Annotated in this window: 25 protein-coding genes; 13 read left to right on the plus strand and 12 right to left on the minus strand. The window is 62.3% G+C overall.

Features of this window, described 5'->3' with window-relative positions; all coding sequences use genetic code 11:
* Positions 1 to 18 precede the first annotated feature (18 nt).
* Together JQS30_RS01835 and JQS30_RS01840 are read right to left on the minus strand one after the other, a co-directional pair.
* Positions 19 to 831 carry a ComEA family DNA-binding protein gene (locus JQS30_RS01835; protein ID WP_213171704.1) on the minus strand — a complete coding sequence of 271 codons (813 nt, stop codon included), beginning with the start codon at positions 829 to 831 and terminating at the stop codon, positions 19 to 21.
* A gap of 134 nt (positions 832 to 965) precedes the next feature.
* Positions 966 to 2,426, minus strand: a complete 1,461-nt coding sequence (locus JQS30_RS01840) for a serine/threonine-protein kinase (protein WP_213171705.1) — start codon at positions 2,424 to 2,426, stop codon at positions 966 to 968.
* A 128-nt stretch (positions 2,427 to 2,554) separates the two neighbouring features.
* Between JQS30_RS01840 and JQS30_RS01845 the strand changes: the two genes are divergently transcribed.
* The 6 genes from JQS30_RS01845 (at position 2,555) to JQS30_RS01870 (ending at position 9,570) form a co-directional block, all read left to right on the plus strand.
* Complete coding sequence (locus tag JQS30_RS01845) at positions 2,555 to 3,880, plus strand: sensor histidine kinase (protein ID WP_213171706.1); 1,326 nt, start codon at positions 2,555 to 2,557, stop codon at positions 3,878 to 3,880.
* Between the two features lie 2 nt (positions 3,881 to 3,882).
* Positions 3,883 to 4,572, plus strand: a complete 690-nt coding sequence (locus tag JQS30_RS01850; protein WP_213171707.1) for a response regulator transcription factor — start codon at positions 3,883 to 3,885, stop codon at positions 4,570 to 4,572.
* Between the two features lie 376 nt (positions 4,573 to 4,948).
* Positions 4,949 to 5,821 carry an ABC transporter ATP-binding protein gene (locus tag JQS30_RS01855; RefSeq protein WP_213171708.1) on the plus strand — a complete coding sequence of 291 codons (873 nt, stop codon included), beginning with the start codon at positions 4,949 to 4,951 and terminating at the stop codon, positions 5,819 to 5,821.
* Complete coding sequence (locus JQS30_RS01860; protein ID WP_213171709.1) at positions 5,818 to 7,017, plus strand: ABC transporter permease; 1,200 nt, start codon at positions 5,818 to 5,820, stop codon at positions 7,015 to 7,017. The genes JQS30_RS01855 and JQS30_RS01860 overlap by 4 nt, the downstream gene beginning before the upstream one ends.
* Before the next feature lie 527 nt (positions 7,018 to 7,544).
* Positions 7,545 to 8,216 (plus strand): potassium channel family protein, encoded by a 672-nt coding sequence (locus JQS30_RS01865; protein ID WP_213172923.1) that lies wholly within the window; start codon positions 7,545 to 7,547, stop codon positions 8,214 to 8,216.
* A gap of 10 nt (positions 8,217 to 8,226) precedes the next feature.
* Positions 8,227 to 9,570, plus strand: coding sequence for a TrkH family potassium uptake protein (locus JQS30_RS01870; RefSeq protein WP_213171710.1), 1,344 nt, complete (start codon positions 8,227 to 8,229; stop codon positions 9,568 to 9,570).
* Positions 9,571 to 9,588: 18 nt separating this feature from the next.
* On the opposite strand, the gene JQS30_RS01875 is transcribed toward JQS30_RS01870, so the two are convergent.
* From JQS30_RS01875 to JQS30_RS01915, 9 genes are all read right to left on the minus strand, one after another.
* The gene (locus JQS30_RS01875) at positions 9,589 to 10,506 is read right to left on the minus strand and encodes an alpha/beta fold hydrolase (RefSeq protein ID WP_246498005.1); all 918 of its coding nucleotides are present in this window, start codon (positions 10,504 to 10,506) and stop codon (positions 9,589 to 9,591) included.
* Between the two features lie 390 nt (positions 10,507 to 10,896).
* On the minus strand, positions 10,897 to 11,250 hold the full coding sequence (locus tag JQS30_RS01880) for a cation:proton antiporter (protein ID WP_213171712.1): 354 nt from the start codon (positions 11,248 to 11,250) through the stop codon (positions 10,897 to 10,899).
* On the minus strand, positions 11,250 to 11,507 hold the full coding sequence (locus JQS30_RS01885) for an MrpF/PhaF family protein (protein ID WP_213171713.1): 258 nt from the start codon (positions 11,505 to 11,507) through the stop codon (positions 11,250 to 11,252). The genes JQS30_RS01880 and JQS30_RS01885 overlap by 1 nt, the downstream gene beginning before the upstream one ends.
* Positions 11,504 to 11,872, minus strand: a complete 369-nt coding sequence (locus JQS30_RS01890) for a Na+/H+ antiporter subunit E (protein ID WP_213171714.1) — start codon at positions 11,870 to 11,872, stop codon at positions 11,504 to 11,506. The genes JQS30_RS01885 and JQS30_RS01890 overlap by 4 nt, the downstream gene beginning before the upstream one ends.
* Positions 11,869 to 13,383 carry a monovalent cation/H+ antiporter subunit D family protein gene (locus tag JQS30_RS01895; protein WP_213171715.1) on the minus strand — a complete coding sequence of 505 codons (1,515 nt, stop codon included), beginning with the start codon at positions 13,381 to 13,383 and terminating at the stop codon, positions 11,869 to 11,871. Before JQS30_RS01895 ends, JQS30_RS01890 begins: the two co-directional genes overlap by 4 nt.
* Entirely contained in the window at positions 13,380 to 13,784 is a 405-nt protein-coding gene (locus tag JQS30_RS01900; RefSeq protein ID WP_213171716.1) for a sodium:proton antiporter, read from the minus strand. Before JQS30_RS01900 ends, JQS30_RS01895 begins: the two co-directional genes overlap by 4 nt.
* On the minus strand, positions 13,781 to 16,582 hold the full coding sequence (locus JQS30_RS01905; protein WP_213171717.1) for a DUF4040 family protein: 2,802 nt from the start codon (positions 16,580 to 16,582) through the stop codon (positions 13,781 to 13,783). The genes JQS30_RS01900 and JQS30_RS01905 overlap by 4 nt, the downstream gene beginning before the upstream one ends.
* Before the next feature lie 327 nt (positions 16,583 to 16,909).
* Positions 16,910 to 17,422, minus strand: a complete 513-nt coding sequence (locus JQS30_RS01910) for a DUF397 domain-containing protein (RefSeq protein ID WP_213171718.1) — start codon at positions 17,420 to 17,422, stop codon at positions 16,910 to 16,912.
* The gene (locus tag JQS30_RS01915; protein ID WP_213171719.1) at positions 17,422 to 18,255 is read right to left on the minus strand and encodes a Scr1 family TA system antitoxin-like transcriptional regulator; all 834 of its coding nucleotides are present in this window, start codon (positions 18,253 to 18,255) and stop codon (positions 17,422 to 17,424) included. The genes JQS30_RS01910 and JQS30_RS01915 overlap by 1 nt, the downstream gene beginning before the upstream one ends.
* Before the next feature lie 389 nt (positions 18,256 to 18,644).
* Between JQS30_RS01915 and JQS30_RS01920 the strand changes: the two genes are divergently transcribed.
* From JQS30_RS01920 to JQS30_RS01935, 4 genes are all read left to right on the plus strand, one after another.
* Positions 18,645 to 18,926, plus strand: a complete 282-nt coding sequence (locus JQS30_RS01920; protein WP_213171720.1) for a hypothetical protein — start codon at positions 18,645 to 18,647, stop codon at positions 18,924 to 18,926.
* Positions 18,923 to 19,273 (plus strand): hypothetical protein, encoded by a 351-nt coding sequence (locus tag JQS30_RS01925; protein ID WP_213171721.1) that lies wholly within the window; start codon positions 18,923 to 18,925, stop codon positions 19,271 to 19,273. Before JQS30_RS01920 ends, JQS30_RS01925 begins: the two co-directional genes overlap by 4 nt.
* Positions 19,274 to 19,279: 6 nt before the next feature.
* On the plus strand, positions 19,280 to 19,435 hold the full coding sequence (locus tag JQS30_RS01930) for a hypothetical protein (protein WP_213171722.1): 156 nt from the start codon (positions 19,280 to 19,282) through the stop codon (positions 19,433 to 19,435).
* A 542-nt stretch (positions 19,436 to 19,977) separates the two neighbouring features.
* Positions 19,978 to 21,027, plus strand: coding sequence for a hypothetical protein (locus tag JQS30_RS01935; RefSeq protein WP_213171723.1), 1,050 nt, complete (start codon positions 19,978 to 19,980; stop codon positions 21,025 to 21,027).
* Between the two features lie 136 nt (positions 21,028 to 21,163).
* Here the strand turns inward: JQS30_RS01935 and acs are convergent, their stop codons facing one another.
* Positions 21,164 to 23,122, minus strand: a complete 1,959-nt coding sequence (gene acs, locus JQS30_RS01940; RefSeq protein ID WP_213171724.1) for an acetate--CoA ligase — start codon at positions 23,120 to 23,122, stop codon at positions 21,164 to 21,166.
* A 371-nt stretch (positions 23,123 to 23,493) separates the two neighbouring features.
* Here acs and JQS30_RS01945 point away from each other — a divergent pair, with 371 nt between their 5' ends.
* The 3 genes from JQS30_RS01945 to JQS30_RS01955 all read left to right on the plus strand — a co-directional run bounded on the left by JQS30_RS01945 (position 23,494) and on the right by JQS30_RS01955 (position 25,330).
* Entirely contained in the window at positions 23,494 to 24,243 is a 750-nt protein-coding gene (locus tag JQS30_RS01945; RefSeq protein WP_213171725.1) for a Fic family protein, read from the plus strand.
* Positions 24,244 to 24,411: 168 nt separating this feature from the next.
* Positions 24,412 to 24,918 (plus strand): M35 family metalloendopeptidase, encoded by a 507-nt coding sequence (locus tag JQS30_RS01950; RefSeq protein ID WP_213171726.1) that lies wholly within the window; start codon positions 24,412 to 24,414, stop codon positions 24,916 to 24,918.
* A 154-nt stretch (positions 24,919 to 25,072) separates the two neighbouring features.
* The gene (locus JQS30_RS01955; protein ID WP_213171727.1) at positions 25,073 to 25,330 is read left to right on the plus strand and encodes a hypothetical protein; all 258 of its coding nucleotides are present in this window, start codon (positions 25,073 to 25,075) and stop codon (positions 25,328 to 25,330) included.
* Positions 25,331 to 25,404 lie beyond the last annotated feature (74 nt).

Raw genomic sequence — 25,404 nt, forward strand, 5'->3', positions numbered from 1 at the left:
GCCGGTGCCATGGCCTGGCTAGGGAATGAAGACGACGTACTCCTCTAGCTGCGGCAGGTACGTCGGATCGATATCAATCTCCAACATCACCTCGCCCAACGATGAGAACGGCCCCACATGCCGAACCCGGTCCCGGATTTCCTGGGCCACAGCCTGCTCCACGCCAGGCAACTGTGCCATCTCCTCGACCGAGGCATGATTGAAGTCGACCAGTCCACCGTCATCGGACGATCCTCGCACAGAGGGGCGTCCATAACCCAGTTCCTTGGCCAACATGGGATCGGCGGCGATCAATGATCGTGCGTTGCGGCGATGCTGTTGCCTCTGTTGCACATGTTGCAATGGGCTCGGCTCACCAGCGGGCCGCGAATGCGGCCCAGACTGGGTGGGCTGCGACGAAGATTGGTGCGCGTGGGGAAACCAGCCGCCACCGCGCTGTGGCCCAGCGCTCGCGGCCTCCTTCGCGGCCGTGCGTACCAGACAGGCGTGAATCGTGGCGCCAATCCAGACGATCACGAAACCCAGCAACACGGTGTCGAACAGCGTCGAGTCATCCTCGGGCGCATAGGCAAAGGTGACCGCCCAGACGTATACCAAGGCAGCTGAATAGAACACCGCTGAAAAGATCGACATGGCCGAGGTGAGGCGGACAGCCCGGTGAATGAACACGGCCGGGGTCGCGAAACCGAAGGACAACAGGGGAAGCAGCGCCCACAAGACGCTGCCGAAGAATCGGAACCGACGCCGCGCCACAGCAGTGGGGAAGGGCTGGCCCCCAGCTGGCCGCGCTTGGGACATCGGTCGAGCTGGGATCGAATGGTTGTAACTCAAGGGCAGTACACCTTTAGGTCCTAAATGAGCAAACACCGCCCACGGCAGTCCTCGCTTGGGTGTCGTCGAGGCCGCGACATAGATGGGGGCACGTGCGGCACGTCGTCCATTTCGGAGACTACCTCACCGAGGCGTCAACGCGCAGCCGTAAATTCCCACTCTTCGATGTGACCTCCACGCCAACGGCGACTCGCCTCCCCTAAACGTGTCGACACATCCTCGCCCCAGGTGCCCAACAGCTGCTGGGCCGCAACGGTTTCGGGGTGAGTGGCCCCAAGCGCCGAAGCCATATCGTCAACGAGCCCTCGCAACTCCTGGTCGGAGTGCCCATGCGCCCCTAGCGACCGCCGCAGCCGGGCCAGATTCAGGCGGGTACGCAACACCGTCAGGTGCTCATGACCCCACAAACGCTGCTGCTCATCGGTCACCGCCGTCAACCCGCTGATCGCCGCCTGGGTATGCCCCATTGCCGCCAGACACTCCGCGGCTCGCGAACGAGCGTTCAACGCCGCGCCGAGATCCACACCGCGCAACTCTTTGCCCAAGGCTCGAAACAAGGTCAGCGCCCCGGCCATATCCCCCTGCTCAAAGCGCCGCTCCGCCTCAGCCACCCGGCCGGACACCACTTCGGTGACATCACAGCTGGCGGGCCCTTGCGCGCGCAAAACCGCGATCGGCGCGCAAGGCAAGCGAAACGGCCACGTCGGGTCACCCGCGTCCCCCAGCGACTCAGTCGCCTCCGTACTCAGTAGCGGCACCAGCAGCCGATACAGCGTCGAATACACCTGCGCGGCGCTGGCGGGCCGATGCACGGGGTCCTTGGCCAACAGAGAGGCGACCAAGTCGGACAGTTCGTCCGGCGCGTCTGGGCGTACCGATGGCAGTGACGGGGGCCTTTGCGTCGCGTGGGCATGCAACACCGCGTACTGGGTGTGCGAATCGAAGACTCTTCTCCCGGTCGCCAGCTCGAACAGCAGGCAGCCCAGGGCATACAAGTCGGTATAGGGCCCGACGGTCTCGCCGTTGATCTGTTCGGGTGCCATGTAGTGGTCGGTTCCCACCCGGTCCCCAGTATGGGTCAGGCGGGTCTGATGGGTCTCCACTACGGCCGCGATCCCAAAATCGACTACCTTGACCTGCCCATTTGTGTCGATGAGGATGTTCGCTGGTTTCAGGTCGCGGTGGATGACCGGCGTATCGTGAGCCTGCTGGAGCACAGCGGCGATCTGGGCCCCAATCGCGATCACCTGCGCCCACGGCAGGGGAGAGGATTCGGCTATCGCGTCATCGAGGTTCAGCCCGGGTATGTACTCCATCACCAGATAGAGCTGGGCTGCCTCGGCATCGAAATCGGCGTCATAGATGGCGGGCACGCCATCGTGGCGCACCCGCGCGGTCACCTGCGCCTCCCGGCGGAACCGGGCGATGATGCCGTCGGACTCCGATGCGCGGCCCAAGAGGTCGGATCGGATGAGTTTGACGGCGATATCGCGGTCTAGTCGCAGGTCACGGCCTTTCCATACTTGGCCCATGCCGCCGGTGGAGATCGTCGTCAGCAGGGCATAACGTGACGCGATCACCGATTTTTCACTCACCTGTCCTTTGTTAGCACATCGGGGGAGAAGCTCCCAGGCCCGCGCGAGCCTGATTGGCCACCTAGACATTCACCTCACATTCACATTGTTGTTTTTCCTGGGGACCTCCCCATGCCTACAATCGAGACGTGGTGAAACGACAGCGCGCACGAACTGCAAAAACACCCTCCTCAGCTGGGGAGGACCAGCGGGGTGCCGCCCTGCGCAGTGTCACCGTGGGACTGATAGCCGGAGCCGCCTCTGCCAGTGTGGCGATCTTGCGCCGCCGCAACCGTGCCCCGGCCGCGGAGGTTCGCTCCCGATCTGGCCTCGGCGGTCCGGACAAGCCTCGGCGGGCCACCGTCTCGGCGGGTAGCTACGAACCGCCCCGTTTCAACTCCGCGCTTGACGCCCTGAGATCGGGAATCGTCGTCGTCGATGCGGGGGGCACCGTCACCTACGCCAACCTCACCGCTGAAAATCTGGGCCTCATCGATGAGGACAAGCTCAGTTTCCTCGCCTTGCGGGCGCTGGTGGCACAGGTGAGGCGTTCGGGGCGGGTGCGTGACACCGAGTTGGAGGTCGCCGCGCCGGAAATGGGCGACCCGATCGCGGTGCGAGCTCGCATCACGCCGCTGCCCGATGAGGCCGCCGTCATCGAGCTGACCGACATTTCCGAGCTGCATCGCGTTGAGGCGGTGCGGCGCGATTTCGTCGCCAACGTCAGCCACGAGCTGAAGACTCCGGTGGGGGCGTTGCAGGTGCTGGCTGAGGCTTTGCAGGAGGCCACGGCCGACCCCGACGCGGCCGAGCGGTTTGCCGCGCGTATTCAGAAGGAAGCCACCCGCATCGGCCATCTGGTGCAAGATCTGTTGGTGCTCTCGCGGTTGCAGGGGGCCGAGCCGTTGCCTGCCCCGCAGCCGGTCGCCGTGGACCGGCTCATTAGCGACGCCTTCGACCAGTGCCGGGTGCTCGCCGAAGACAAGGGCATTCGCCTCCAGCGCGATGGGCTTGAGGGCATTGAGGTCACCGGTTCGGAATCGCAGCTGGTCACAGCGGTCAAGAACCTGGTTCACAACGCCATTTCGTATTCGCCGGAGGAAACGACGGTCACGGTGCGCGTTGGAGTCGCGGTACCGCAAAACCAGGTGGCGAAGGCTCGCACCATCTGTATCAGCGTCGCCGATGAGGGTATCGGTATCGCCCAGGAGAATCTCGATCGGATTTTCGAACGCTTTTACCGGGTCGATTCCGCCCGCTCTCGTGCCACGGGAGGCACCGGCCTGGGATTGGCCATTGTGAAGCATATCGCCGTGAATCATGGTGGTCGTATCGAAGTGTCCAGTATGCCCGAAGTTGGAACAACGTTCACTTTGATGTTGCCTGAACGTACGGTAAACGCCGACCGCTCATCACCGACGGCGGATGAAATCAACACATCCGAGAAATCGGCTGGCCCGACTAAGGAAGGTTGATCGTGACCCGAGTGCTCGTAGTGGAAGACGAAGAGTCGTTTTCCGATGCCCTGTCTTACATGCTCACCAAGGAGGGTTTCGAGGTGGCCGTGGCCGCCGATGGTTCCGCAGCGCTCAAGGAGTACGAACGCGCCGGGGCGGACGTGATCTTGCTGGATTTGATGTTGCCCGAAAAGTCCGGCACCGAGGTGTGCCGGGAACTGCGGGCTGAGTCCTCTGTGCCCATCATCATGGTGACCGCCCGCGATTCCGAAGTGGATAAAGTGGTGGGCTTGGAGCTGGGGGCCGACGACTACATCACCAAGCCCTATTCTCCGCGTGAACTGGTCGCTCGCATCCGCGCGGTGCTGCGGCGTTCGAGTGAGCCAACTGACCCGGTGCAAACCGTGTTGGAGGCTGGGCCGGTGCGCATGGACGTTGACCGCCACACCGTCACCGTTGGTGGCGACAACGTGCAGTTGCCGCTGAAGGAGTTCGAGCTGCTGGAGATGCTGTTGCGCAATGCCGGACGAGTGTTGACTCGTGGCCAGCTGATCGACCGCGTCTGGGGTGCCAACTACGTGGGCGACACCAAGACCCTTGATGTGCACGTGAAGCGGTTGCGTTCCAAGATCGAATCCGAGCCGGGCAAGCCTCGCCATCTGGTGACGGTTCGGGGCCTGGGCTACAAGTTCGACCCAAACCCTCGGTAGCGCAATTGCGAACCAGGCCTTTCGCTGTCTCGTTGTGCGGCATTGCGCCCGCGCTATCGCATTAGAGGTTTACATTGTTCTTTTCCGTATACGTCCACTTATTACCGAAGTAATCCACTCCGGATTCCTACTCGCCGGTATAACCAAGATCACCAAAGTCGAAGGCAGCGCTGTTAGAGCTCTTCCTCGCTTGCGAATCAGCCCCGTCTGTCATCCGACAGAGGGGCCATTTTCTTGCGTTCGTCCACCTCAGCACCCAGAAAACACCGGCCCGGGTCCTCCTTGAGGAGGAGCGAAACTTCGTTCCGGCAACGGAAGAGGATAGGGCACGTGCGCATTAGTGTTAAGCGAGTGAGAAACGTAGGAGATGTCAGAAATGCTTGAAGTATCTAATCTGCATAAGCGTTTCGGTGACGTAGTTGCCCTTGATGGAGTGTCGTTCTCCATCAAACCTGGAGAGCTCACCGGATTCGTCGGCGCCAACGGCGCCGGAAAAACCACCACCATGCGCATCATGATGGGAGTGCTGAACAACGACTCTGGCGAGGTCGTTCATGGGGGCAAACCCGTGGTTGGCGATATGCGCACCCGCTGGGGATACATGCCCGAAGAGCGCGGCCTATACCCCAAGATGAAGGTGGCCGAGCAGATCGCCTACTTCGGACAGTTGCATGGCATGAGCCCGGCCGATGCCAAGTCCGCCACTGCCGACCTGCTCGAACAGCTGGAACTGACCGCGCGAGCCAAGGATGACGTCCAAGACCTCTCGCTTGGTAATCAGCAGCGTGTTCAGCTGGCCGTCTCCCTGGTACACACCCCCGAGGTCCTGGTTCTGGACGAACCCTTCTCCGGCCTGGACCCCCTGGCTGTCGATGTCATGGCCGAGTCGTTGAAGCGCCGCGCCAGCTCCGGCGTGCCGGTGCTGTTCTCCAGCCACCAGCTGGAACTCATGGAACGCATTTGCGACTCCGTCGTCATCATCTCCGGCGGCAAGATCATCGCCAAAGGCACGGTTGAACAGCTGCGTAGCGACGCGGTCAAGCAGTTGCGCCTCAACGTCGAAACGAGTGCGGACCTCACCGACGTCCTCCCCGGCACTGTTACGCGCGATGGCGACGACTACCTGGTCGCCGATGCCCCCGACAGTCAAGCCGTACTCGCCGCCGCCCAAGCGGCCGGTCCCATTAACAGCTTTGGCTACGACCGCCCCAGTCTGGCCGAGATCTTCCGAGAGGTGGTTGCCAAATGAGCAATGACACCAAACCACACCAGCGGGCATCGCGGATGCGGGGCCTCGGATTGGTCACCGCTCGCGAGATCAAGGTGCGTGGCCTCAGCAAGGCCAACCTGGTCAGCCTGGGCATCACCGTGGTCGTCATCGGCATCCTCGCGGCGTTGCCCAGCTTCTTCGATGGCGACTCGCAGCACGAGGTTGGTTTCGCTGGCGAAACAGCCGCGTCGATGCAAGAACACTTTGAAGCCGCCGCCGAGGCATCCGATGTGTCGGTGGAGATCACGCGGTATGACACGATCGCTCAGGCCGAAGAGGCCGTCGAAGAGGGCGACATTCACGTCGCCGTCGCTGACGGAAACCTCTATGTGGACGGTTCGGTAGCCACCGAACTGGAGCTTCTGCTGGAATCGGCTCACGCTGCCGTGTCGGGAAATGAGCAGCTGATCGAGGCCGGACTTGACCCCGCCGAAGTGTTCTCCGCTCTCAACGTCGAGCCGCTGGCCACGGTGCAGCTAGGCGAAGACGGCAGCGACCAGGGCATGCGGGCTTTCATCGGCACCTTCGTCGCCCTCATTCTCATGTTCACCATCATGATGCCGACGATGTACGTCGCCATGGGCGTGGTCGAGGAGAAGAGCAGCCGCATCGTCGAGATCCTGTTGACCTCCTTGAAACCCTGGCAGTTGTTGGGCGGAAAGATTCTCGGTCTGGGCGTCATCGGCGCGGTGAACGTCGGTGTCATCATCGTGACCTCGCTGGGAGTCTCGGCGGCGGTCGGTACCTTGCCCGAACTGCCCGATGGCGTCACCGAAGTACTTGGCACGATGATCATCTGGTGGATTCTGGGCTATGCGATCTTCGCGGCCATGGCTGGAGCCGCTGGCTCGCTGGTCAGCCGCCAAGAGGATTCGAACTCCGTGCTGACCCCGGTCACGATGCTGATCATGGTCGGCTACTTCGGAGCGATCTATGCCCTAAACGACCCGCAAGGACCAGTCGCACAGGCCCTGTCCATCATTCCGCCGTTCTCGGCCTTCACGATGCCGGCCCGTCAGGTTGCCGTCGACGTCCCGCTGTGGGAATCGTTGCTGGCCGCTGGGTTGCTGTTGGTCGCGGCTGCCGGAATGCTCGCGGTCGGTTCGACCATCTACAAGCGGTCGGTCATGCGGACCGGGTCGCGGGTGAAATTGATGGAAGTACTGCGCTCCTAAGGCTTTACTCCAGGTCTGCACGGCTCTCACAGCGTGAGCCGAACACCCAGCAGACCGTGCGGCCCATGTTCACGAACAAAGAGTGACGACTCCCAACAGTGCACTTGTGAATCGACTTTGGCTGGTCAGACACGAGTGTCACTTGGAGGAGGACTGTTGGGAGTCCTCGGCACCCTCAGGTGCTGGCTCCGCGTGGCATGGGCCGCGTTTTTCTCTCCTGGCCGTAGGGTCATGATCACAGCACCTATTGTGCGCTGGTGCACAGGCGTTTTACCTGCTCTAGCTCTCATGATCACGTTAGGCCTCCTCCGATGAAACCGGCCAGAATCGAGGAGTATCTTCTGTACGGGATTCGGCGGAACCCTCGTCGAATCCGAGGCGTCCCCGTCGGTGCTTCACAGGATCGACGTGAACGCAGAACATGTGGGCCGGGCCCACTGACTCTCCAGTGGAATGACTCGGCTGGATATTTCAGACACAAAGGATCTAAATGTGCTTATGTGGGGTAGAGGAGAATTGTGGGACTAATCGGCCGATCGAATCGCAAACATGCCGACGCCGTCGCGGTGATCGGACTGGGGCGGTTCGGCGGCGCCGTCGCCGTATCGTTGGAAAACCAAGGTCACGAGGTCTTGGCCATTGATGAGCGCGATGACGTCGTACAGCGTTTCTCTGAGACATTGACCCACGTGGTGCAGGCGGACTCCACGAGCGCCACGGCCATGAAACAGCTGGGTGTGGGCGAATTCGACCATGTTGTGGTCGCCATTGGCACCGGTGTCGAAGCCAGCGTGTTGACGGTGCTGACCTTGAAGGAAATAGGTGCCCAAGAGGTCTGGGCCAAGGCCATCACCGCCAAGCACGGCGAAATCCTGTCACTGGTGGGGGCCAGCCACGTGGTGTACCCCGAGGCGGAGATGGGGCAGCGAGTTGCCCACCTGGTCACGGGGAAGATGATGGACTTCATCGAATTTGACCACGGCTTCGCCTTGGCCAAGACCCGCGCGCCTCAGGAAGCGGTTGGTAAGACTCTTGGGGAGACGAAACTCCGCTCCCGCTACGGCATCACCGTGGTCGGTATCAAGACCAGCGAAGAAGAGTTCACCTACGCGCAACCGAGCACCATGGTCCGAGAAGGCGACACTTTGATCGTCGCCGGGCCCACGACCAAGACCGAAACTTTCGCGTCGATCACCTGACGTTTCTGACATGCCCAAGTTGATTGAACGCTTCATGAGTCACCCCATCAGGTGGCTTCCGCTAGGTTTTTTCGCCGCGATCGTCGTCGCCACGTCGCTGCTCTTGCTCCCCGTTTCGCGAGAAGGCTCTGAAGGGGCCGGATTCGTCGAGGCGTTGTTTACCGGCACATCCGCCTCCACCGTCACCGGACTGGTCATTGTCGACACCGGTAGCTACTGGTCGCCCTTTGGCCAAGTGGTCATCATGGTGTTTATCAAGCTCGGTGGCTTCGGCATCATGACGACCTCAGCCCTCCTGGGAATGATGGTCAGTCGGAAAATGCGGCTCCGGCATCGGCTGGCCGCACAAGCCGAGGTCAAGACCGGAGCGTTCGGCGATGTGCGCTTGATCTTGCTGAAGGCGCTCGTGGTCTCGGTGAGCGTGGAGATGACCGTAGCGGTCATTCTCAGCGTGCGCTTCTACACTCACCACGGTTTCTCGGCCGGTGAGGCGGCCTGGAACGGGCTGTTCCACGGGGTATCGGCGTTCAACTCCGGTGGGTTCTCGCTGTTTTCCGACTCTTTGAGTGGGTTCGCGTTGGACCCGGTGGTCATCATGCCGGTGGCCGTGGCCGCGATCATCGGCGGCCTGGGAGTGCCGGTGATCTTCGAACTGGCCCGGCGTGGACATGGCCGTAAACGGTGGTCGCTGCATACGAAGCTGACGATCGCGGGAACGAGCTTTTTGTTCGTGGGTGGATTCGTGGTGTTCTTGCTCTTTGAGTGGAGCAACCCGGCCACGCTGGGGCAGTTCGCTTGGAACGAGCGCTTTATGCCCGCCTTCTTCCAATCGGTGGTGACGCGCTCCTCCGGTTTCAACTCCATTGACACCGGTGCGATGCATGAACACAGCATGTTCGCCGCCATCGTCTTGATGTTTATCGGTGGAGGTTCCGCCTCCACCGCTGGTGGCATCAAGGTGACCACGTTCTTCTTGCTGTTGGCCGTCATTTGGGTGGAGGTGCGCGGTGAACCCGACGTGTCGATCTTCCGCACCCGGGTGTGCAATGAGGTCATCCGCCAAGCGTTGAGCATCGCCTTGCTTTATGTGGCCTTTATCGCCTCGGGAACCATTCTGGTGCAGGCGTTGTCTGAGCACAACGCGCTTCCGGTGATGTTCGAGGTGACCTCAGCGGCCGCCACAGTGGGGCAGTCGACCGGTATTACGGCCGAACTCGACTCGGCCGTCCAAATGATCCTGTCGGTCATGATGTTCATTGGCCGGATTGGTCCCATCGTGATCGCCACCGCGTTGGCGATTCGCTATCGACCCCGCCGCTTTCACTTCCCCGCCGACCGCCCCATTGTCGGGTGATCTCGTAGGCGAGGGCGGCTACTTTTTCCACTCCAGCCAGCGGGCTATCTCATCGTTGATTGTCGCGGGCGCTTCCTGTTGCGGGAAGTGCCCCACGCCTGGTAGGACGTGCCACTCATAGCGGCCGTAGATGTAACGCCCCGAGCCCTGCGCGGTACGGGGGAGGACGCAGGTGTCATTGGCGCCGTGTAGTTGCAGCGTCGGTACCGGCGTGGGCCGCTGAAGTAGCCGCACAAACCGGCGTCCTTTGAGCCCGGCGGCGGTCCGAAACGGCCAGCGAAAGGCCTCTAGCGCGCAAAAGGAGGCTTGCGGGATTTGGATCACGTCGCGACAGGCGCGCACATAGGTGCGAAAGTCGGCCGTTTCCCGCCAGGTTGGACCGGCCCAGCGCCACATCAACTCGGCCACTTTGCGCGCGTCGTGGGCGGTCACCTTGTGTTCCCACCGGGGTAGCTGGAAGGCCAAGAGGTGGGCCGAGGCTCGCAACTGTCCGCGTGGGTCGACGGCGAGGGCCGCCCGCTGCCGCAAGGGATGGGCGGCCCCCAACACCATCAGGCTGCGGATCTTGTTGGGATGGAAAGCGGCGGCGGCGAAACCGAGGATGCCGCCCAGATCGTGACCCACCACGGCCGCGTTGCGTTCGCCGAGGACGCGAATGAGGCCGGTGACATCGGCTGCCATGGTGTAGGCGTCATAGCCGCGCGGGGTTTTGTCGCTGGCCCCGTACCCACGCAAGTCCACGGCCACGGCCCGATATCCGCGTTCGGCCAGGTAGGGGATCTGGTTTCGCCATGACCACCAGAACTCCGGGTATCCGTGCAGCAATAGGACCATCGGGCCGGTGCCCGCTTCGGCAATGTGGAATCGGCTGCCATTGGCGTCGACAAAACGATGACGCCAGGGCCCCTCCCGCAGGGCGGTGGAGTCATCAAACATGGTCGTCATTATGCCTCATGTGAGCGAACAATTTCTGTGCACAGTATTGAGATTAGCGTGGTCAGTTGGGTTCTTCGCCCCATACCTCACCGAGCCTCCGTCAGTGATGGGGCGCCGCGTCAACCTAGGTCTAGCCCTGGCCGACTGAGGCCACGCGAGCGTCGATCGTCTCATCGTCAGCGGGCGTCCGCCGCCGAGAGCCGGTGATTCCCCAATGTCGCGCGCTGGTCCTACCGATGGCGGTTTGAGGGCAGCGAACGATCTCCCGCGTTGCTTTCGCAAGCTAGAGCGCAAACATGGGTCGTTGTGCGCATCGGGCCGGACGCCAATGGCATCCGCCGGGGCGGTAGATCTCCCTGAAGGTGCTCGGTGAGGACCTACCTACCGCCGTCACCGCGGATCGTCTGAGCTCGACGAGGTTCCGCCCGACGCGTCGGCCAGCTCGTCGAAGTGTGGTTGTTCCAGGGGAATGCCGGTCAAGTAGGCCGACCGGGCGATGGCGATCGCTCCCAGCGCCGAGGTGGCCAGCTGCAAGGGAATACTGATGGCCACTTTGAGCGTGTCGGACAGGGAGGGGTGAACGAAGAGCGCTCCGATCACGATGAGCATGACTCCGAGTCCGGCCGCCGTACCTATGGCCGAGGCCCGGGTGTAGATGTCGGGAAACCGGGCCAGGCCCAGGGCGGCGATCACGAAGATAAGGCCACCCATGACGATAAAGACTTGGCCGATGATGTCTAGCATTAGCGCTTTCCCTTCGTCAAAGCCCGGGCTAGGGACATCGCGGCCAGGAATCCCACTAGCGTGGCGATGAGAACCACGTCGAAGGTGGCCGTGCTGGCCACGCGGACACCCAGTAGCGCGATGCCCGCGATAACGCTAAAGAACAACAGGTCCGAGGCGAGCACCCGATCGCCGTCCGTCGGGCCCACGATGATGCGCCAGGCGGTGGCGAGGATGGTGATGGCCACCAAGGCGATGCCGATATCGATTCCGATCACGATGTCAACCCTTCGCGCCGGACCGCGGCGAGCATGTGCGCCTCTAGGATGCGCACGTCTGCTCGTAGCGAGTCGGCGTCTTCGTTGTACATACCGTGCACATAAAGGGTGTGTTCCGGTTGTTCCTTCGAGACGTCGCTGGCCGATCCGACGGTGAGCGTGCCCGGCGTCAAGGTGATCAGCGTGCCCAACAGCATGACCTCAAACTCGCTGTTGCAACGAGTCGGCAGTTGGGCGATTCCGGTGGTGGAATTTTGCCCCGGTGACAGGTTGTCGATGATGACGGCCCAATTGCAGCGGACGACTTCCTTGAAGAACCAGCAAATGAACCACAGGATTCGCCACGGCCATGTCAACCAACTCATGAGTTCGTCACCGCCTGTATGTAACCGGTTGGGTCATCGAGGCCCAAAGCCGCGATTTCGGAGAGGAACAGCAACAGTTCCGCACCCAGACCCAGCGACAACGTCAACAGGGCCAGAATCATCGAGGGTGCCAAGAGTCCGATTCCGATCCGTCGATCGGTGCTGGTGGCGGTCAGCAGCGCCCCTTGCGAGACGGCGTGATCGTTGGTCTTGACCGGGCCCCAGAACATGCCCGACCAGATTTTCAGCATCGACAACAGGGTGATCAGACTGACCAGGATCGCCGTGGCGGCCACGATTCCTTGACCGGCGTCGATGGCCGCGCTGATCAGGGTCAGCTTGGCGACGAACCCGGAGAAGGGAGGCAACCCGGCCAGGGACAGGGCCGCGGCGAAGAAGGCCACGGCCACCCACGGTTCTCGTTTGGCGATCCCGCTGACATCCCCCAGGTTGGCAGAGCCGTATTTGACTTCCACCGCCCCGGTGGACAAGAAGAGGGACGCTTTCACGATCATGTGGTGCAACAGGTAGAAGATGCCCGCTGTCAGGCCGATGGGGCCAAACAGTGCCACACCCAACAAGATGTAGCCGATCTGGCTGATCATGTGGAAGGCCAGAATGGATCGACTGGAGGATTCGCCGACCGCTCCCATGACGCCGATGACCATCGTCAGCGAGAAGGCGACCAGACCGATCCATAGGTAGGCCGCGTCCCCGTCGAAGATCACCGCGTAGATGCGGTAGATCGCGTAGATGGCCACTTTGGTGTGGAGCCCGGAGAACAGCGCGGTGACCGCCGGTGAGGTGGATGGGTAGGTTCGGGCCAGCCAGCCGTGTACCGGTACGACCGATGCCTTGATGGACAGGGCGAACAGACAGATCGCGGCGGCGAAGGCCGCGGCGTTGGATTCCTGTGCCGCCCCGGCTAGCTCGCCCAGGTTCACCGTCCCGGTGACTCCGTAGAGGAACGCGACCCCGGCCAGGAAGATCGTGGAGGTCAATAGGTTGACCGTCACGTAGAGGCGGGAACCCTTGATGCGGCCCATCCCGGCCTTGCCCGGCGCCGATAGCACCAGCAGCGCGTAGGAGGGCAGCAGCATCACTTCGATGAACACGAAGAGGTTGAACAGGTCGGCGGTGAGCAGCGCTCCGTTGACTCCGGCGACCAAGAACAGCACGAGGGCCGCGAAGAAGGGCCGCCGGGCGTGACCGGAGGCGAGGCCGAACGCCGAGCAGGTCAGGGCGAGGATGCCCGTCACGGTCAACATGAGGGCGGCGAACATGTCGGCCACGAAGGGGATCGCGATGCCAAAGGGCCACGCGGCCACTCCATGGGCGAGGATGTCGCCCTCGACTTGATCGATCACCAGCCACACACTCGCGGCTAGGGACGCGCTGAGCACACCCATGAGGACCACGGCGTTGAGCCGTTGTCGTTCGCGCACCATGGCCAGGGCACCGCCAGCTAGCAGCGGCACCGCCACCAGCAGGGGCAGAAGAGAGGCAGTCATGTGTTACTCCCTTCGCCTTGGGGGCTAGTGGCCGGTGTTTCTTCCCGCTGCGCGGCGCTGTCGCCGCCGGTGGGGCCCTCGTTGTCGTCGGTGACTTGGTCGCGGGTGTCGTCGTCACCGTGTCCGGTCACGGCCAGCACCAGCATGTAGATCGTGATGGAGAACGCGATCACGATCGCGGTCAACACGAATGCCTGTGGTAGCGCGTCGGCGGTCACCGCTGGGTCCGGGTCGGAGCCCAGGGGTTCGGAGCGCCTATCGGAGCCGCCTGCGGCGAAGAGCATCATGTTCACCGAGTGGCTCAGCAGGATAAAGCCGAGAATGATGCGGAGCATCCCGCGTTGCAAGATCAGATAGACCGCGCCGACCATGAGCAGACCGGCTGAGATCGCCAGTGTCATGTGGTCAGCTCCTTTTCGTCGTTTCTGGCTTCGGTGGGTGTGGCTTTGTCCGGTGGAGCCGGGTCGACCAGCGCCGGTGCGGATCGGCCCAGCAGGTTCAGGGCCGCCAGCACGACACCGATCACGGCTAGGTAGACCCCCACGTCAAAGACGAGGGCCGTGGTCAGGTGGATTCCGAAGATGTACCCGTGCAGCGGCAACAGGAACGATCCGTCGAAGTAGCCCAATAGACCCGAGGCGGTCGCGATGATGATGCCGCTGCCGATGAGGGCCATGTAGGGGGCTTTGACCTTGGCCGAGCGGTCGGAGGAGGCGGTGATGTAGGCCATCGCGAATCCGGCGCCACCGATCAGGGCGGAGATGAAGCCACCGCCGGGCGAGTTGTGTCCGCGCAGCAGGAACCACAGTGACACGATGATCATCACCGGCCATAGCAGGCGGTCGAGGCTGCGTCCGAAGATGGCGTTGTCGTGTGGGTCGATCAGGGGCGAATCCGCACGCACCTTAATGGGTTCGTCCACGAAGGGCAGCATGGGGCGCGAGTGCAGCAACACGGCGATGGCGATGCCCGCGATTCCCAAGACGGTGAGCTCGCCCAGGGTGTCGAAGGCTCGGAAGTCCACCAGGATCGTGTTGACCACGTTGGTACCGCCGGTGACGTCTTCTCCTTCACGCAGGAAGTATTCGCCCGCGCTGGACAGTTCGCGGCGTCCGGTCATCGCCAGCACGCCCAGCGTGGTGGCCACGCCCGCGCCCAGCGCGATGATTCCCGCGGCTACCGCGCGGCGTTTGGTGGGCCGGTGGAACTTGCGGGGTAGGCGGCGTAGCAGCAGCACCATGACCACGACGGTGAGGATTTCCACCAGCATTTGGGTCAGCGCCACGTCGGCGGCTCCCAGTACGAAGTACCACAGGGTGACGCCGAAGCCGACCACTCCGACCACGACCACGGCCCCGATGCGGGTGCGCACGGTCATCGCCCCGATGACGCCGATGAGAACGATCATCACCAGACCCCAGTCCATGGGGCGCGACAGCCCGGGGACCTGTTCGGGTAGGGGGCCAATGGTGATCACGCCGACGATGGCGATCAGCACCAGCGACACGGTCGGAATGGCCAGGTGGCGCGCTGGCGAGTCGGACCTGGTGAGGTCGCCGACCCTGGCGCCCCAGGTGATGATGCCAGCCCGGGCGGCGTCGACGACTCCCAGCGCGGTGAAGGGTAGTGAGCCGCGGTTGAGGAGGGGGTCGACGCTGTTGCGTTTGGCGACCATGGCCACACCGGTGGCGATCACGATCACCGACATGATCAGTGGCGCGTTGACCCCGTGCCACAGGGTCAGTCCCGCTTCCAGGTTGAGGTGGGTGGAAGCTGAGGCCGCCGCGCTGGTCAGTGGCTCGGCCAGGGCGGGCCACAGCCCCAGCAGCAGACCGGCCAGGGCGGGAAGCACGGCCGGGAAGAGGTAGGCGGGGGAGGCTTCGGATGCGGAGGAGGAGGAGCGGGGGCCACCGAAGGCTCCGAAGACGATCCGTCCGGAGTAGGCGAAGGTGAGGATGGCGGCGCTCATCGCCAGTCCGCCCACGATGGGGCCCAACCAGGGGGCACCTGGGGCTTCGAGGAACGCGGCGAAGAGGTTTTCCTTGCTGATGAAGCCCAACAGGGGCGGCACACCGGCCATTGACAGCGCGGCGAGGCTGACGGTGATGGCGCTGATGGGCATGGTGTGGCGCAGGCCCGACAGCTGGCGGATATCGCGAGTGCCGGCTTGATGGTCGATGATGCCGACGAACATGAACAAGGTCGACTTGAACAGGGCGTGGGCCAAGGTGTGAATGGCCGCGGCGATCAGGGCGGTTTCGGTGCCGATTCCGATAGCGGCGACGAGGAAACCCAGTTGGCTGACCGTGGAGTAGGCCATCAGCTCTTTGAGGTCCCAGCGGCGCATGGCCAGCACGGCCCCCAAGATGGCCGTCAGCAGACCACAGGAGATCAGCAGAATGTTCCAGATGGCCACGTCTCCGAGCACTCCGGAGAAACGCATCAGCAGGTAGATGCCCGCCTTGACCATGGCGGCCGCGTGCAGGTAGGCGCTGACGGGGGTGGCGGCGGCCATCGCGTCGGGAAGCCAGGCGTGGAACGGGAACTGGGCCGATTTGGTGAAGGCGGCCAGGATGATCAGGAGCGCCACGGTGACGGTGAACGTCATGTCGCTGCCCCAGATGGGGTCGGCCAGGATGGCCGACAGGTTGGTGGTTCCCACGCTGACGGCCATGACCACGACGGCACCCAGCAGGCTCAGACCACCGCCGGCTGTGACCAGCAGGGTGCGGATGGCGGGTTCGCGGGCTTTGGGACCTGAGCGGGCGATGAGGAAGAACGAGCACAGGGTGGTCGTCTCCCACATGACAAAGAGGACGATGATGTCGTCTGCCAGGACCAGGCCCAGCATGGCGGCGGCGAAGAGGGTCATCAGCCCGTAGAAGCTGCCTTGGGGGCCGGGGCCGAGGTAGCGGGCCGAGTAGGCCAGGACTGCCGCGCCGATGATCAAGACGAGCAAGGAGAAGAGGAGGCCCAGGCCGTCGAGTTTGAACGCTAGTTCGATGCCGAGGGTGGGCATCCACGGTAGGGATTCAGTGGTGCCGGAGGTGCCGGAGACGTCGGCGTTGGTCCACAGCAGCACGCCGATGGCCAGTAGCCCTGCGGCGAGCGGCCAACCGGCGTTTCGGCCCAAATATCGGCCCGCGAACGGGGCTATCGCGGCAAGGGTTGCCGTGGCAGCGACGCATATGAGTAGCAATGGTCATCCTTCGTCGGGGCAGGCGTCAATGTCCGTAGTGCGGGCATAGGAAACTATACGAGCAGCTGGCGCCGCTCGTGGATTAAAGACGAAGGCTGGTCCGGGGGCGTGCCAGCGAAGGGCGCGCCCCAGCTGGAAACGTAGCCGTTCGTTCCCGCGCGCAGCCACCACCGCAGGGGTGGGGCGTAGGGCGCGCGCGCCGGGTGGTGGGAACGAATCACGCGCAGAGCCTACCCTAAGAATGTGTAAGGGCACCAGTGCTGTGAGTGTGCCTCAGCATATGACAGCTACCACTTTTTTGGCCATCCGAAGGCATTTTATGACTTGTTATGCCTGATAGAGGTGTTCTGAGGGGTCTAAGAGATAGACGTTTATCACTATCTGGGAGTGGGTCGGGGAACCGGCCGCGCCTGGCGGCTCGATGTTCGGCCACCGGCTGCGCCGTATTGCCTCCCGGCCTAGCCAGTGGCGCGTTTCGCGCCGAGAGGGCCGCACGCGGGCCACAGTAGGCACAGAGCCCCGTTTCCCCCTCCACACAGCGAAACGGCCCTCACCGATAGTGAAGACCGCCAAGTCGTCGTAGCTATTGAGTGTCGCCGCTGGGCTGCTGTGTCTTAAGCGCTGCGCGGCACGCAACAGACCGGTGAAATCCTGGCTGGGAACGTCGAAGACCGGCGAAGCGTCGCCCAACTTGGAATCCCGCACCTGGAACGCCCCAGCAGCCAAGCGCGACTCCACACAGTTCGAGTTTGTACCCCCGCTGCGGCTTGATTTGCGCCACCGCGTTTCCAAGCAGTTGCCTCCTCCGGTACTACGGCTGGATTTGCGCCACTGTGTCATCACGTCAGATACTCCTCTAGCGTCACTGCCTGGGCGAACGTTCTCTCGAAGATGTCCGCGTACCTTGAGACTACTCGCCGTTCCTCAATCATCCGCTCGCCTCCCACCTGCTCGGAGTGGAGGACGGTTCCGGTCTCATCACCCAGGAAATCCAGTGTCAAAAGGGTGAATGAAACATTTGCGCCGCTGAGTTGATCGAGCATACGTATGTCCACTTCTGGCAGGCTCGCACGCTCTTTGATGCGCTCCAACTGTGGTTCTCGGATCTGGCTAGGCAAATTGTTTAGGTAAACGAAAACGGCGGGGCCGAGCAAGTAACGAATTGAAGGTATGTCTTCTTGGTAGAAGATGTGTTTTTGTCGTTGGAGGCGCAGTTCACGGTTTATTTGGTATTTGGTTTCTGAGTGGAAGTAGCCTTCCGCTACTTGAACCTCTCTCGTATAGTCCTCCGTTTGCAGGAGCCCTGGCACCAATTGCAGTTCCACCGAGTCAATACGGTTAGCCGCTTGTTCGGTCTCGACGAACAATGGGGTTACGGGCAATACGTGTTCACTAAAGGGCTCCCACCAGCCGCGCTCTTTACTACGTAGTTGCAGCGAGTACACCTCGCTGGTTTCGGCTTTACTGAGACTCAAGTGTTTGACCAGCGCATCGAGCTGTGGTCTGCTGACACCCTGCTTACACGCTTCGATGCGGGAGATCGTGCTGGTGTGGTACCCGGCCAGCTTCGCTAGCTCTCCCATAGAGAGCTTGGCTCTCTTGCGTGCATGTTCGATGCGGTTGGCGAGAATCCGCCCGGCGAGGGTTGGGCGGTGGTGGGCGCTGTGCGTCATCTCCAGATCATGACACAAGTTGCATGGGTGCCGGGTAGTCCAAGTGGGGCACCGACGTGCGTGTTTACCCCTTGCGAATCACACCCTTGCAAATCGAGGCAGTGCAATTCGCAAGTGGTGTTTTGTCTTCACTATCCTCTTGCGCCCGTCGTATGGTCTTCCCAAGTCCGGCCGGGTGATCGGTCCCCAATTCTTGGCTTTCGACCGAACCGGGCCGGGCCTATCGGGTCACCGACGCCCCATGCCACCTCTGGCATGGCAACCGGCCCCGGCCCTCGCCATACACCGGTGCTGCTCGCGGCGAGGGAAACCATAAGACGGCCCGCCGCCAGCGTCAGTTGGTCCTGCGTTCCCCGGCGGCGGGCCTTCAGCAAGGAGGTTTCACTCTCATGCCATCTGCCACGATACGCCCGGTCCTTGGCCGAGCCCAGCTAAAGCGCACGTACGCAACGCTATTGTTCGACGAACGTGAGGGCGAACTGACAACACACCTGTGGCAACACCGGCCGCGTCCATCCTGGACCTTCCCTTTCACCGGGCGGCTGGTGTGCCGCCTGTGCAACGAGACGTGGAAGCGCGGCGTGGGTTGCCTGACCAAACGCGACGCCGACATCTTCCTAGCGACCCGGCAACACCTGCGCGCCACCACCGTCCCTTGCGAGGAGTGGTGAGCGTGCCCGTGGCCGAAGACGACCAGGCACAGCGGCCAGCGCTGCGCCAACTACCCACGAACACCGTGGTCGCGGACTTCTGGCTCTTCAGTCACCGGCACACCGCCCTCACCGACAGCGAAGATCCGAGGCGCATCAGCTTGCGTAATCATCTGTCCTCCGGCGAACCCATGGACATCGCCCACATGGCAGTCCTGGCGGGCACCATCGTGCACACCGTGTGGGACCCGCTGTACTTGCGGGAACCTCTGCACGTGCGAGCCCGTCTGGTTGGGCGGACCGGGGAGTCCATCCGCTACCTCTTGGCCACTGGCGTTCTGCCAGCCGCACCGGATCAGCGGCGGTGACCGCCGATGTCACTGGCACTGCTGGGGATCGGCTTCGGGATGACCATCCTGGCTCTCTACGCCTGGCCGTGGCTGCGCCGCCACCGCGCCCACCGCGAGGTGGTGGCCATAGCTCTCGGTGCGACTATTTTGGCGATTGCGCTGGCGGCCGTGGAGCCTTGAGAGACCACACCAGGCGCCACTGACCATCCACGGGGGTGGACATGTTTGGCGCTGGCGGTTTAGCTCCCGAGTGCGTTTCTGCGGCGCGCCCACCGTGTGCGGTGGGAGAACGGACGCATCGCTCGTGGCGGCCCCGGTTCGACTAACCCCCGGCCGGGGCCGTCTCCCTGGCCTGTTTGGGGTCGCCGTCTCACCTGGATCGCCATCGCCGGGTCGCATCGACGCACAACGCGGGCGGGCTCCTAGCTCGCCCGAATATAGGGCCGCACCCTTGAATCAGCTCTATTGTTGTCTTGAACTACGAGAGCGCTGGCGCACTTTCGTTGGTCGTCAGTTGGCAAGCCGGTATTACCCTGACAAAACAGCTTCATGTACTGCCAGGCTTGCGAAACGGCACCGGCGACCTTGTCGCCAGTTCCTTTACCCAAGTTTCCCGCCGCCTTACATCTGCTTTTCGCCTCAGCCTGTGCATTCAAGAAACCGAAGTCAGAAACAACCGATCCCTCGGACTTTGACCCCCAGCTGTTCAGCAGGAGTTGAGCGTGTTTTTTCTGATCCTGATGTGTATTGTCGCCTTGTTGGTGACCGCGTTGCTGCTTTCGATAGCCGTCGCGACGTTTCACTACCGCACCGGGCCGCCAGTGGATGTCATGGCCTTTATCGGATTTAGAGTGGTGGCATTCTGTGTGGCCGTCACCCTCATGTATTTTGTGCCCACTTCCGGGTCGGCCATTGATCTAGCCTGGACCTCTTTGAATTATTGGGTGGCCGACCGGTGGCTGCCCATCCTCTACCATGCGCTGGTCCTGCTTCCGCTTGTCACGGTCGTGCTTACCTGGTTGGCCGATCGGGATTGGTGGGGCCGAATCTGGTCTGGCACTGTCTACAGCGAGGCAGGGTTTGGCTTTATTTCGGTGTTCCTCGTCGGTGGGGCGCTTGCGACTGCCGCGTACCTGCTTTTTCAGTTCGACGTTTTCGCTCGGGTGGATGTGTTCTCCGGGTTTTGGTATGGAGCCGGGTCGATCATTCTGGCGTTCTTTTACGGGGCAACGATTGTGGCCTTGTTGATCGGAACTCTGGGATGGGTGGTCACGGCGGTGACGACAACGTTCAACGCCAGCACTGTCCACCCATTGCTAGCGCCGGTGGGAACGGCGGCGCTTGCGGTCGGGATGTTCATGACCAGTTTTGATACCGCCGATGGCGGTGGCTTGATCACCTGGCAATTGGTTGTGGTCGCGCTGGTGGTGGCGATTTCGATTGGTGAATGCGTTCGCATACAAGAGCACTTGGACATCACACTGCGAGATCCGATTCCCAGCCTCGAAAAGGCAAATGCGGACCTCGTCGACACTGATGATCCCTTGGAAGGCGGAACGGAAATTCTCACTATGGCCATGGATGAACGGATCCAAAAGGAAGAGCGGATAACCGAATTTTTGAATGCCATATTTCGGCCCCGGTGGCGATGGGCTCCAGATGGAATGCCCAATCGGATCTCCGGTGATGATGTGTCCGATGCGCTGGAGCCGCCCGGCCGCACAATGTTCAAACGTTACGGTTCTGGCCCAGGCGACGATGTCGACTGCTGAAGTGTGCGCAACGGAGGCCTCTAGCCGCTAACTTCTAGCTGTTGCCACTGTTGAGGGCCTACCGGCACCGGCGAAGAGCCGCCTAATACGCGGCTAGGGGGCGGGCATACGCCCGCCCCCTAGCCTTACGGCGTGTCTAGTCGTCGGCCGACTTGTTGTCGAGCCCGTCCTTGATCAGGTTCATCACCGCGGAGTCTTGCAGTGTCGTCACGTCACCGAGTTCGCGCTTTTCGGCCACGTCTCGCAGCAGACGCCGCATGATCTTCCCCGAGCGGGTCTTGGGTAGCTCCGGCACGACCATGATTTGGCGCGGCTTGGCAATAGCCCCCAGCGTGGTGGCCACGTGCGTGCGCAGCTGGGCCAAATGTTCCTCTGAGGATTCCACGCCGCCGCGCACGATCACGAACGCGACGATGCCTTGCCCGGTGATAGGGTCCGACGCGCCCACTACGGCGGCCTCGGCCACACTCGGGTGGCTGACCAGTGCCGATTCCACCTCGGTGGTGGAAATGTTGTGCCCGGAGACAAGCATGACGTCGTCAACGCGACCCAGGAGCCAAATGTCGCCTTGCTCGTCGCGTTTGGCCCCGTCTCCGGGGAAGTACATGTGACCAAAGCGCGACCAGTACGTCTCGATATAACGCTCGTCGTCGCCCCAGATGGTGCGCAGCATCGACGGCCACGGCTCCCGCACTACCAGCAGGCCACCCTCGCCGTTGCCCACTGACTTGCCGGACTCGTCCACCACGTCGACGGCGATGCCGGGGAACGGGGTCTGGGCCGAGCCTGGTTTGGTGGCGGTGACGCCCGGCAGCGGCGAGATCATGATGCCGCCGGTCTCGGTTTGCCACCACGTGTCGACAATGGGGGCCCTATTGCCGCCGATGTGTTCGCGGTACCACATCCAGGCCTCGGGGTTGATCGGTTCACCGACCGATCCGAGGATGCGCAGGCTGGACAGGTCGTATTCGGCGGGGATGTCGTCTCCCCACTTCATGAACGTACGGATGGCTGTGGGCGCGGTGTACAGCAGCGACACCTTGTGTTTTTGCACGATCTCCCAGAAACGTCCCTTGTGGGGGGTATCGGGGGTGCCCTCGTACATCACCTGGGTGGCGCCATTGGACATGGGGCCGTAGACGATGTAGGAGTGCCCGGTGACCCAGCCGATGTCGGCGGTGCACCAGTAGACGTCGTCGGCCTTGTGGTCGAACACCGAGTGGAAGGTGTAGGAAGTCTGGGTGAGGTAACCGCCACCGGTGTGCAGGATTCCCTTGGGGCGGCCGGTGGTGCCGGAGGTGTACAGGATGAACAGGGGGTGTTCGGCGTCGAAGGCTTCCGCCTCGTGGTGCGCCGAGGCTTGCGCGACCGTCTCGTGCCACCACAGGTCTTTGTCGCCCCAGGCCACCTCTTGCTCGGTGCGCCTAACGACGAGCACTTTCTCGATCGAGGAGCAGCGTTCGACAGCCGCGTCTACGGTGTCCTTTAGCCCGGAGGGCTTGCCGCGTCGGTAGCCCCCGTCGGCGGTGATGACGAGTTTGGCTCCCGCGTCGTCGATACGCCCTGCTAGCGCGTCGACGGAGAATCCGCCGAAGACTACCGAGTGGATCGCTCCGATGCGCGCGCAGGCGAGCATCGCCACCGCGGCCTCGGGGATCATGGGCATATAGATGACGACCCGGTCGCCCGCTTCGATTCCCAGGTCGGTCAGGGTATTGGCGGCTTGTTTGACTTCGGTTAGTAGCTGCGAGTAGGTGACGTCGCGGGAATCGCCGGGTTCACCTTCCCAGTGGAGGGCGACTCGGTCGCCGTTGCCTGCCTCCACGTGCCGGTCCAGGCAGTTGTAGGCGACGTTGAGCTTGCCGCCCACGAACCACTTGGCAAATGGTGGGTTGGACCAGTCGAGGGCCTGCTCCCATTCGGTCTCCCAATGCAAGCGTTTGGCCTGGGTCTCCCAGAACCCCACCCGGTCCTCACTCGCCTCTTGATAGGCGGCCTTGGTGACGTTCGCTTGCGTGGCGATGTCGGCGTTTGGAGGGAAGGCACGGGTTTCGGTCAGGAGATTGGCCAGAGTTTCTTGCCCGGATTCGGCCATGTGTCTGTCTCCTTGCTCATTGTTGGGTCCCATTTGAGTCTTCTCCGGGGCGCAACGGGCGCACGAGCTGTCATCCTCGCCACCATCAGTCTGACGTTGTGCCTCGTTCGCTTGAGTTCTTTGTTGTTAGCTTAGTTAACTATTTCGCGAAACGGGAAGCGACTGTGACTCAAATCTATGGTCCCTAACACTATCGCTCGCAATATGAGCGTGCCAATGCGCCTAAGCGCCCATTCGAGGCGTCTTTCGCGCCCTACTGATCACCAAGAGTCAAGCCCGATGGTGAAAACTGTTACCAGATTAGGATGAAGGCAGCTGTGAGCATTATCCGTTTTGGGCGGTAGGGTAACTTGCTGTAGACGCTCAACGATATGGTGCCGAACGTGGATCCTCTCTCGCCTCTGCTTGAACTTTCCGAGGTTGCCGATGCAATGGAAAACGCCCGCGCGGCCGTTGACCGGATGCTTTGGCACAAGACAATGCGCAATCACGCCGCAGAGGTGGCCAGCGAAGTAGCTGTGCGTAACACCATCGCTACTCTTAACCTGGAGGGCATCGAATGCGACCCCGAGGCTCTCGAAGCCGGAGCCGTTGACGATCCCACCGTGCAAGGCGTCTTGCGTATTTCCACCACCTTGCCGTCCTTGGTGGATCTGTGGGGAGCATCCCCGCGTTATGTCCTCGCCAAGCTTCACCTCATGGCCGCCCGCGACGTTGGCGACAACGGCGAGGTCGGTCGCCCCGTCCTCGATGAGGTCGGCCAAGCGCGCATGGACGCGTTGTGCGCGCTCATCACCAGCCCCACCAAGGAGATCCCGGCCGGGCTGCAAGCGGCCGTCGTCCACGGTGAACTGTTGGCCCTGCGACCTTTTGCGACGATGAACGACATTGTCGCCCGGGCGGCCGCGCGCCTAGTGCTAGCCAACCGTGGACTTGACCCTCGGCTCCTCATCGCCACCGACTGGGGTCACTGGGAGCGTCAGCCCGAATACGTCGGTGCGCAAAAGGCCTTCGCCACCGGTTCCCCCGATGGGGTGCGCTCCTGGCTGAAACACTATGGGCAGGCCGTTGAGACCGGTGCCGGTGAAACCTTGCGCATTTGCAACGAGATCGGCGGCTAGTCGACGACTTCTGTCACCTATGTGACTGTTGGTTGTCCGTTAGTACTAGTGTGGCGCAACGGATTCCAGCCCGCGTTTTTCTAACGTGGCTTCATGCCTACGTTCAAACACGAGACCCCGCTGCGGGTGTTTCAGAAAAGGCCTGCGGTCACGGGCGCGCTGTTGTGAATGGCATTCGGTGACAAGCTGCCGTCATTTGCCTCGGTCGAGCCGTCCTCCGAAGCGCTAACCGACGTGCGCCCGGTCGAACTCAACGGTGATGCGGTGCAGATCTGCCGGGACGAAGACGGCACTACTGTCTTTGCCGTCATCATCGAGATGCAAAACCGGCCCGCGACCGACAAGCCCTACGGCTGGGTGGCCTACATGGCCAACCTGGAGCGGCGCCTCAAGTGCGATGTCGCGCTCCTTGTCGTGTGCCCCGACCGCCGCACCTCCCGGTGGGCGGCGACCGCAGGATGTGACCGACTGTGGGGCTTGACCTTCCAGCCCTACGTGCTGGGGCCAGACGACATTCCCGAGGCCGTCAGCCGTAGGGAAGGGCCATTCGCCATTGAGGAGACCGTTCTGTCGGTCCTCATCCACCACGATTCGCTCCACCGATCCGACATCGTCAAGACAATGGACGCGCAACTGCGAGAACTGACCGAGAAGGAGGCAATGGATTATGCGTAGAGGCTTGCGCAAAAGGCACCTTCGGCGTTCTCGTCGGCTCGTTTACCTGCGTAAACTTCACCTCCTGCGGCCTTGAACGCGCACTTTTCGTAAGCCTCTTAGAGAGTTCATCCCGTTCCTGGATGAATCAGACGTGGAGACGATAAGGATGGTCATGATGCCGGATGTATATCCTTTCCACCGTGCCCTGCTGGGCGATTCCGCCGACGCGATCGAGGCTGAAGGCGAGGCAAAAGGCGAGGCAAAAGGCGAGGCCCGTATGCTGCTGCGCCTTCTCGCCAATCGGTCTGTGACCATCTCGCAATCCCAGCGTGAGCGCGTCACCTCCTGCACCGATCTCGAACAGCTGGGGACGTGGTTCGATCGCGCTGTGACCGCCGTGGACGCCTCAGAGGTGTTTTTGGATGATTAACGCTCGCGCGCTACCACGATCTGTTCCACTGTGCCCGCCGGAACTTGGTTGCTCGGTAGGAAGCATCGAGCGGA

This window comes from Natronoglycomyces albus (genome assembly GCF_016925535.1).
Taxonomy (GTDB): Bacteria; Actinomycetota; Actinomycetes; order Mycobacteriales; family Micromonosporaceae; genus Natronoglycomyces; species Natronoglycomyces albus.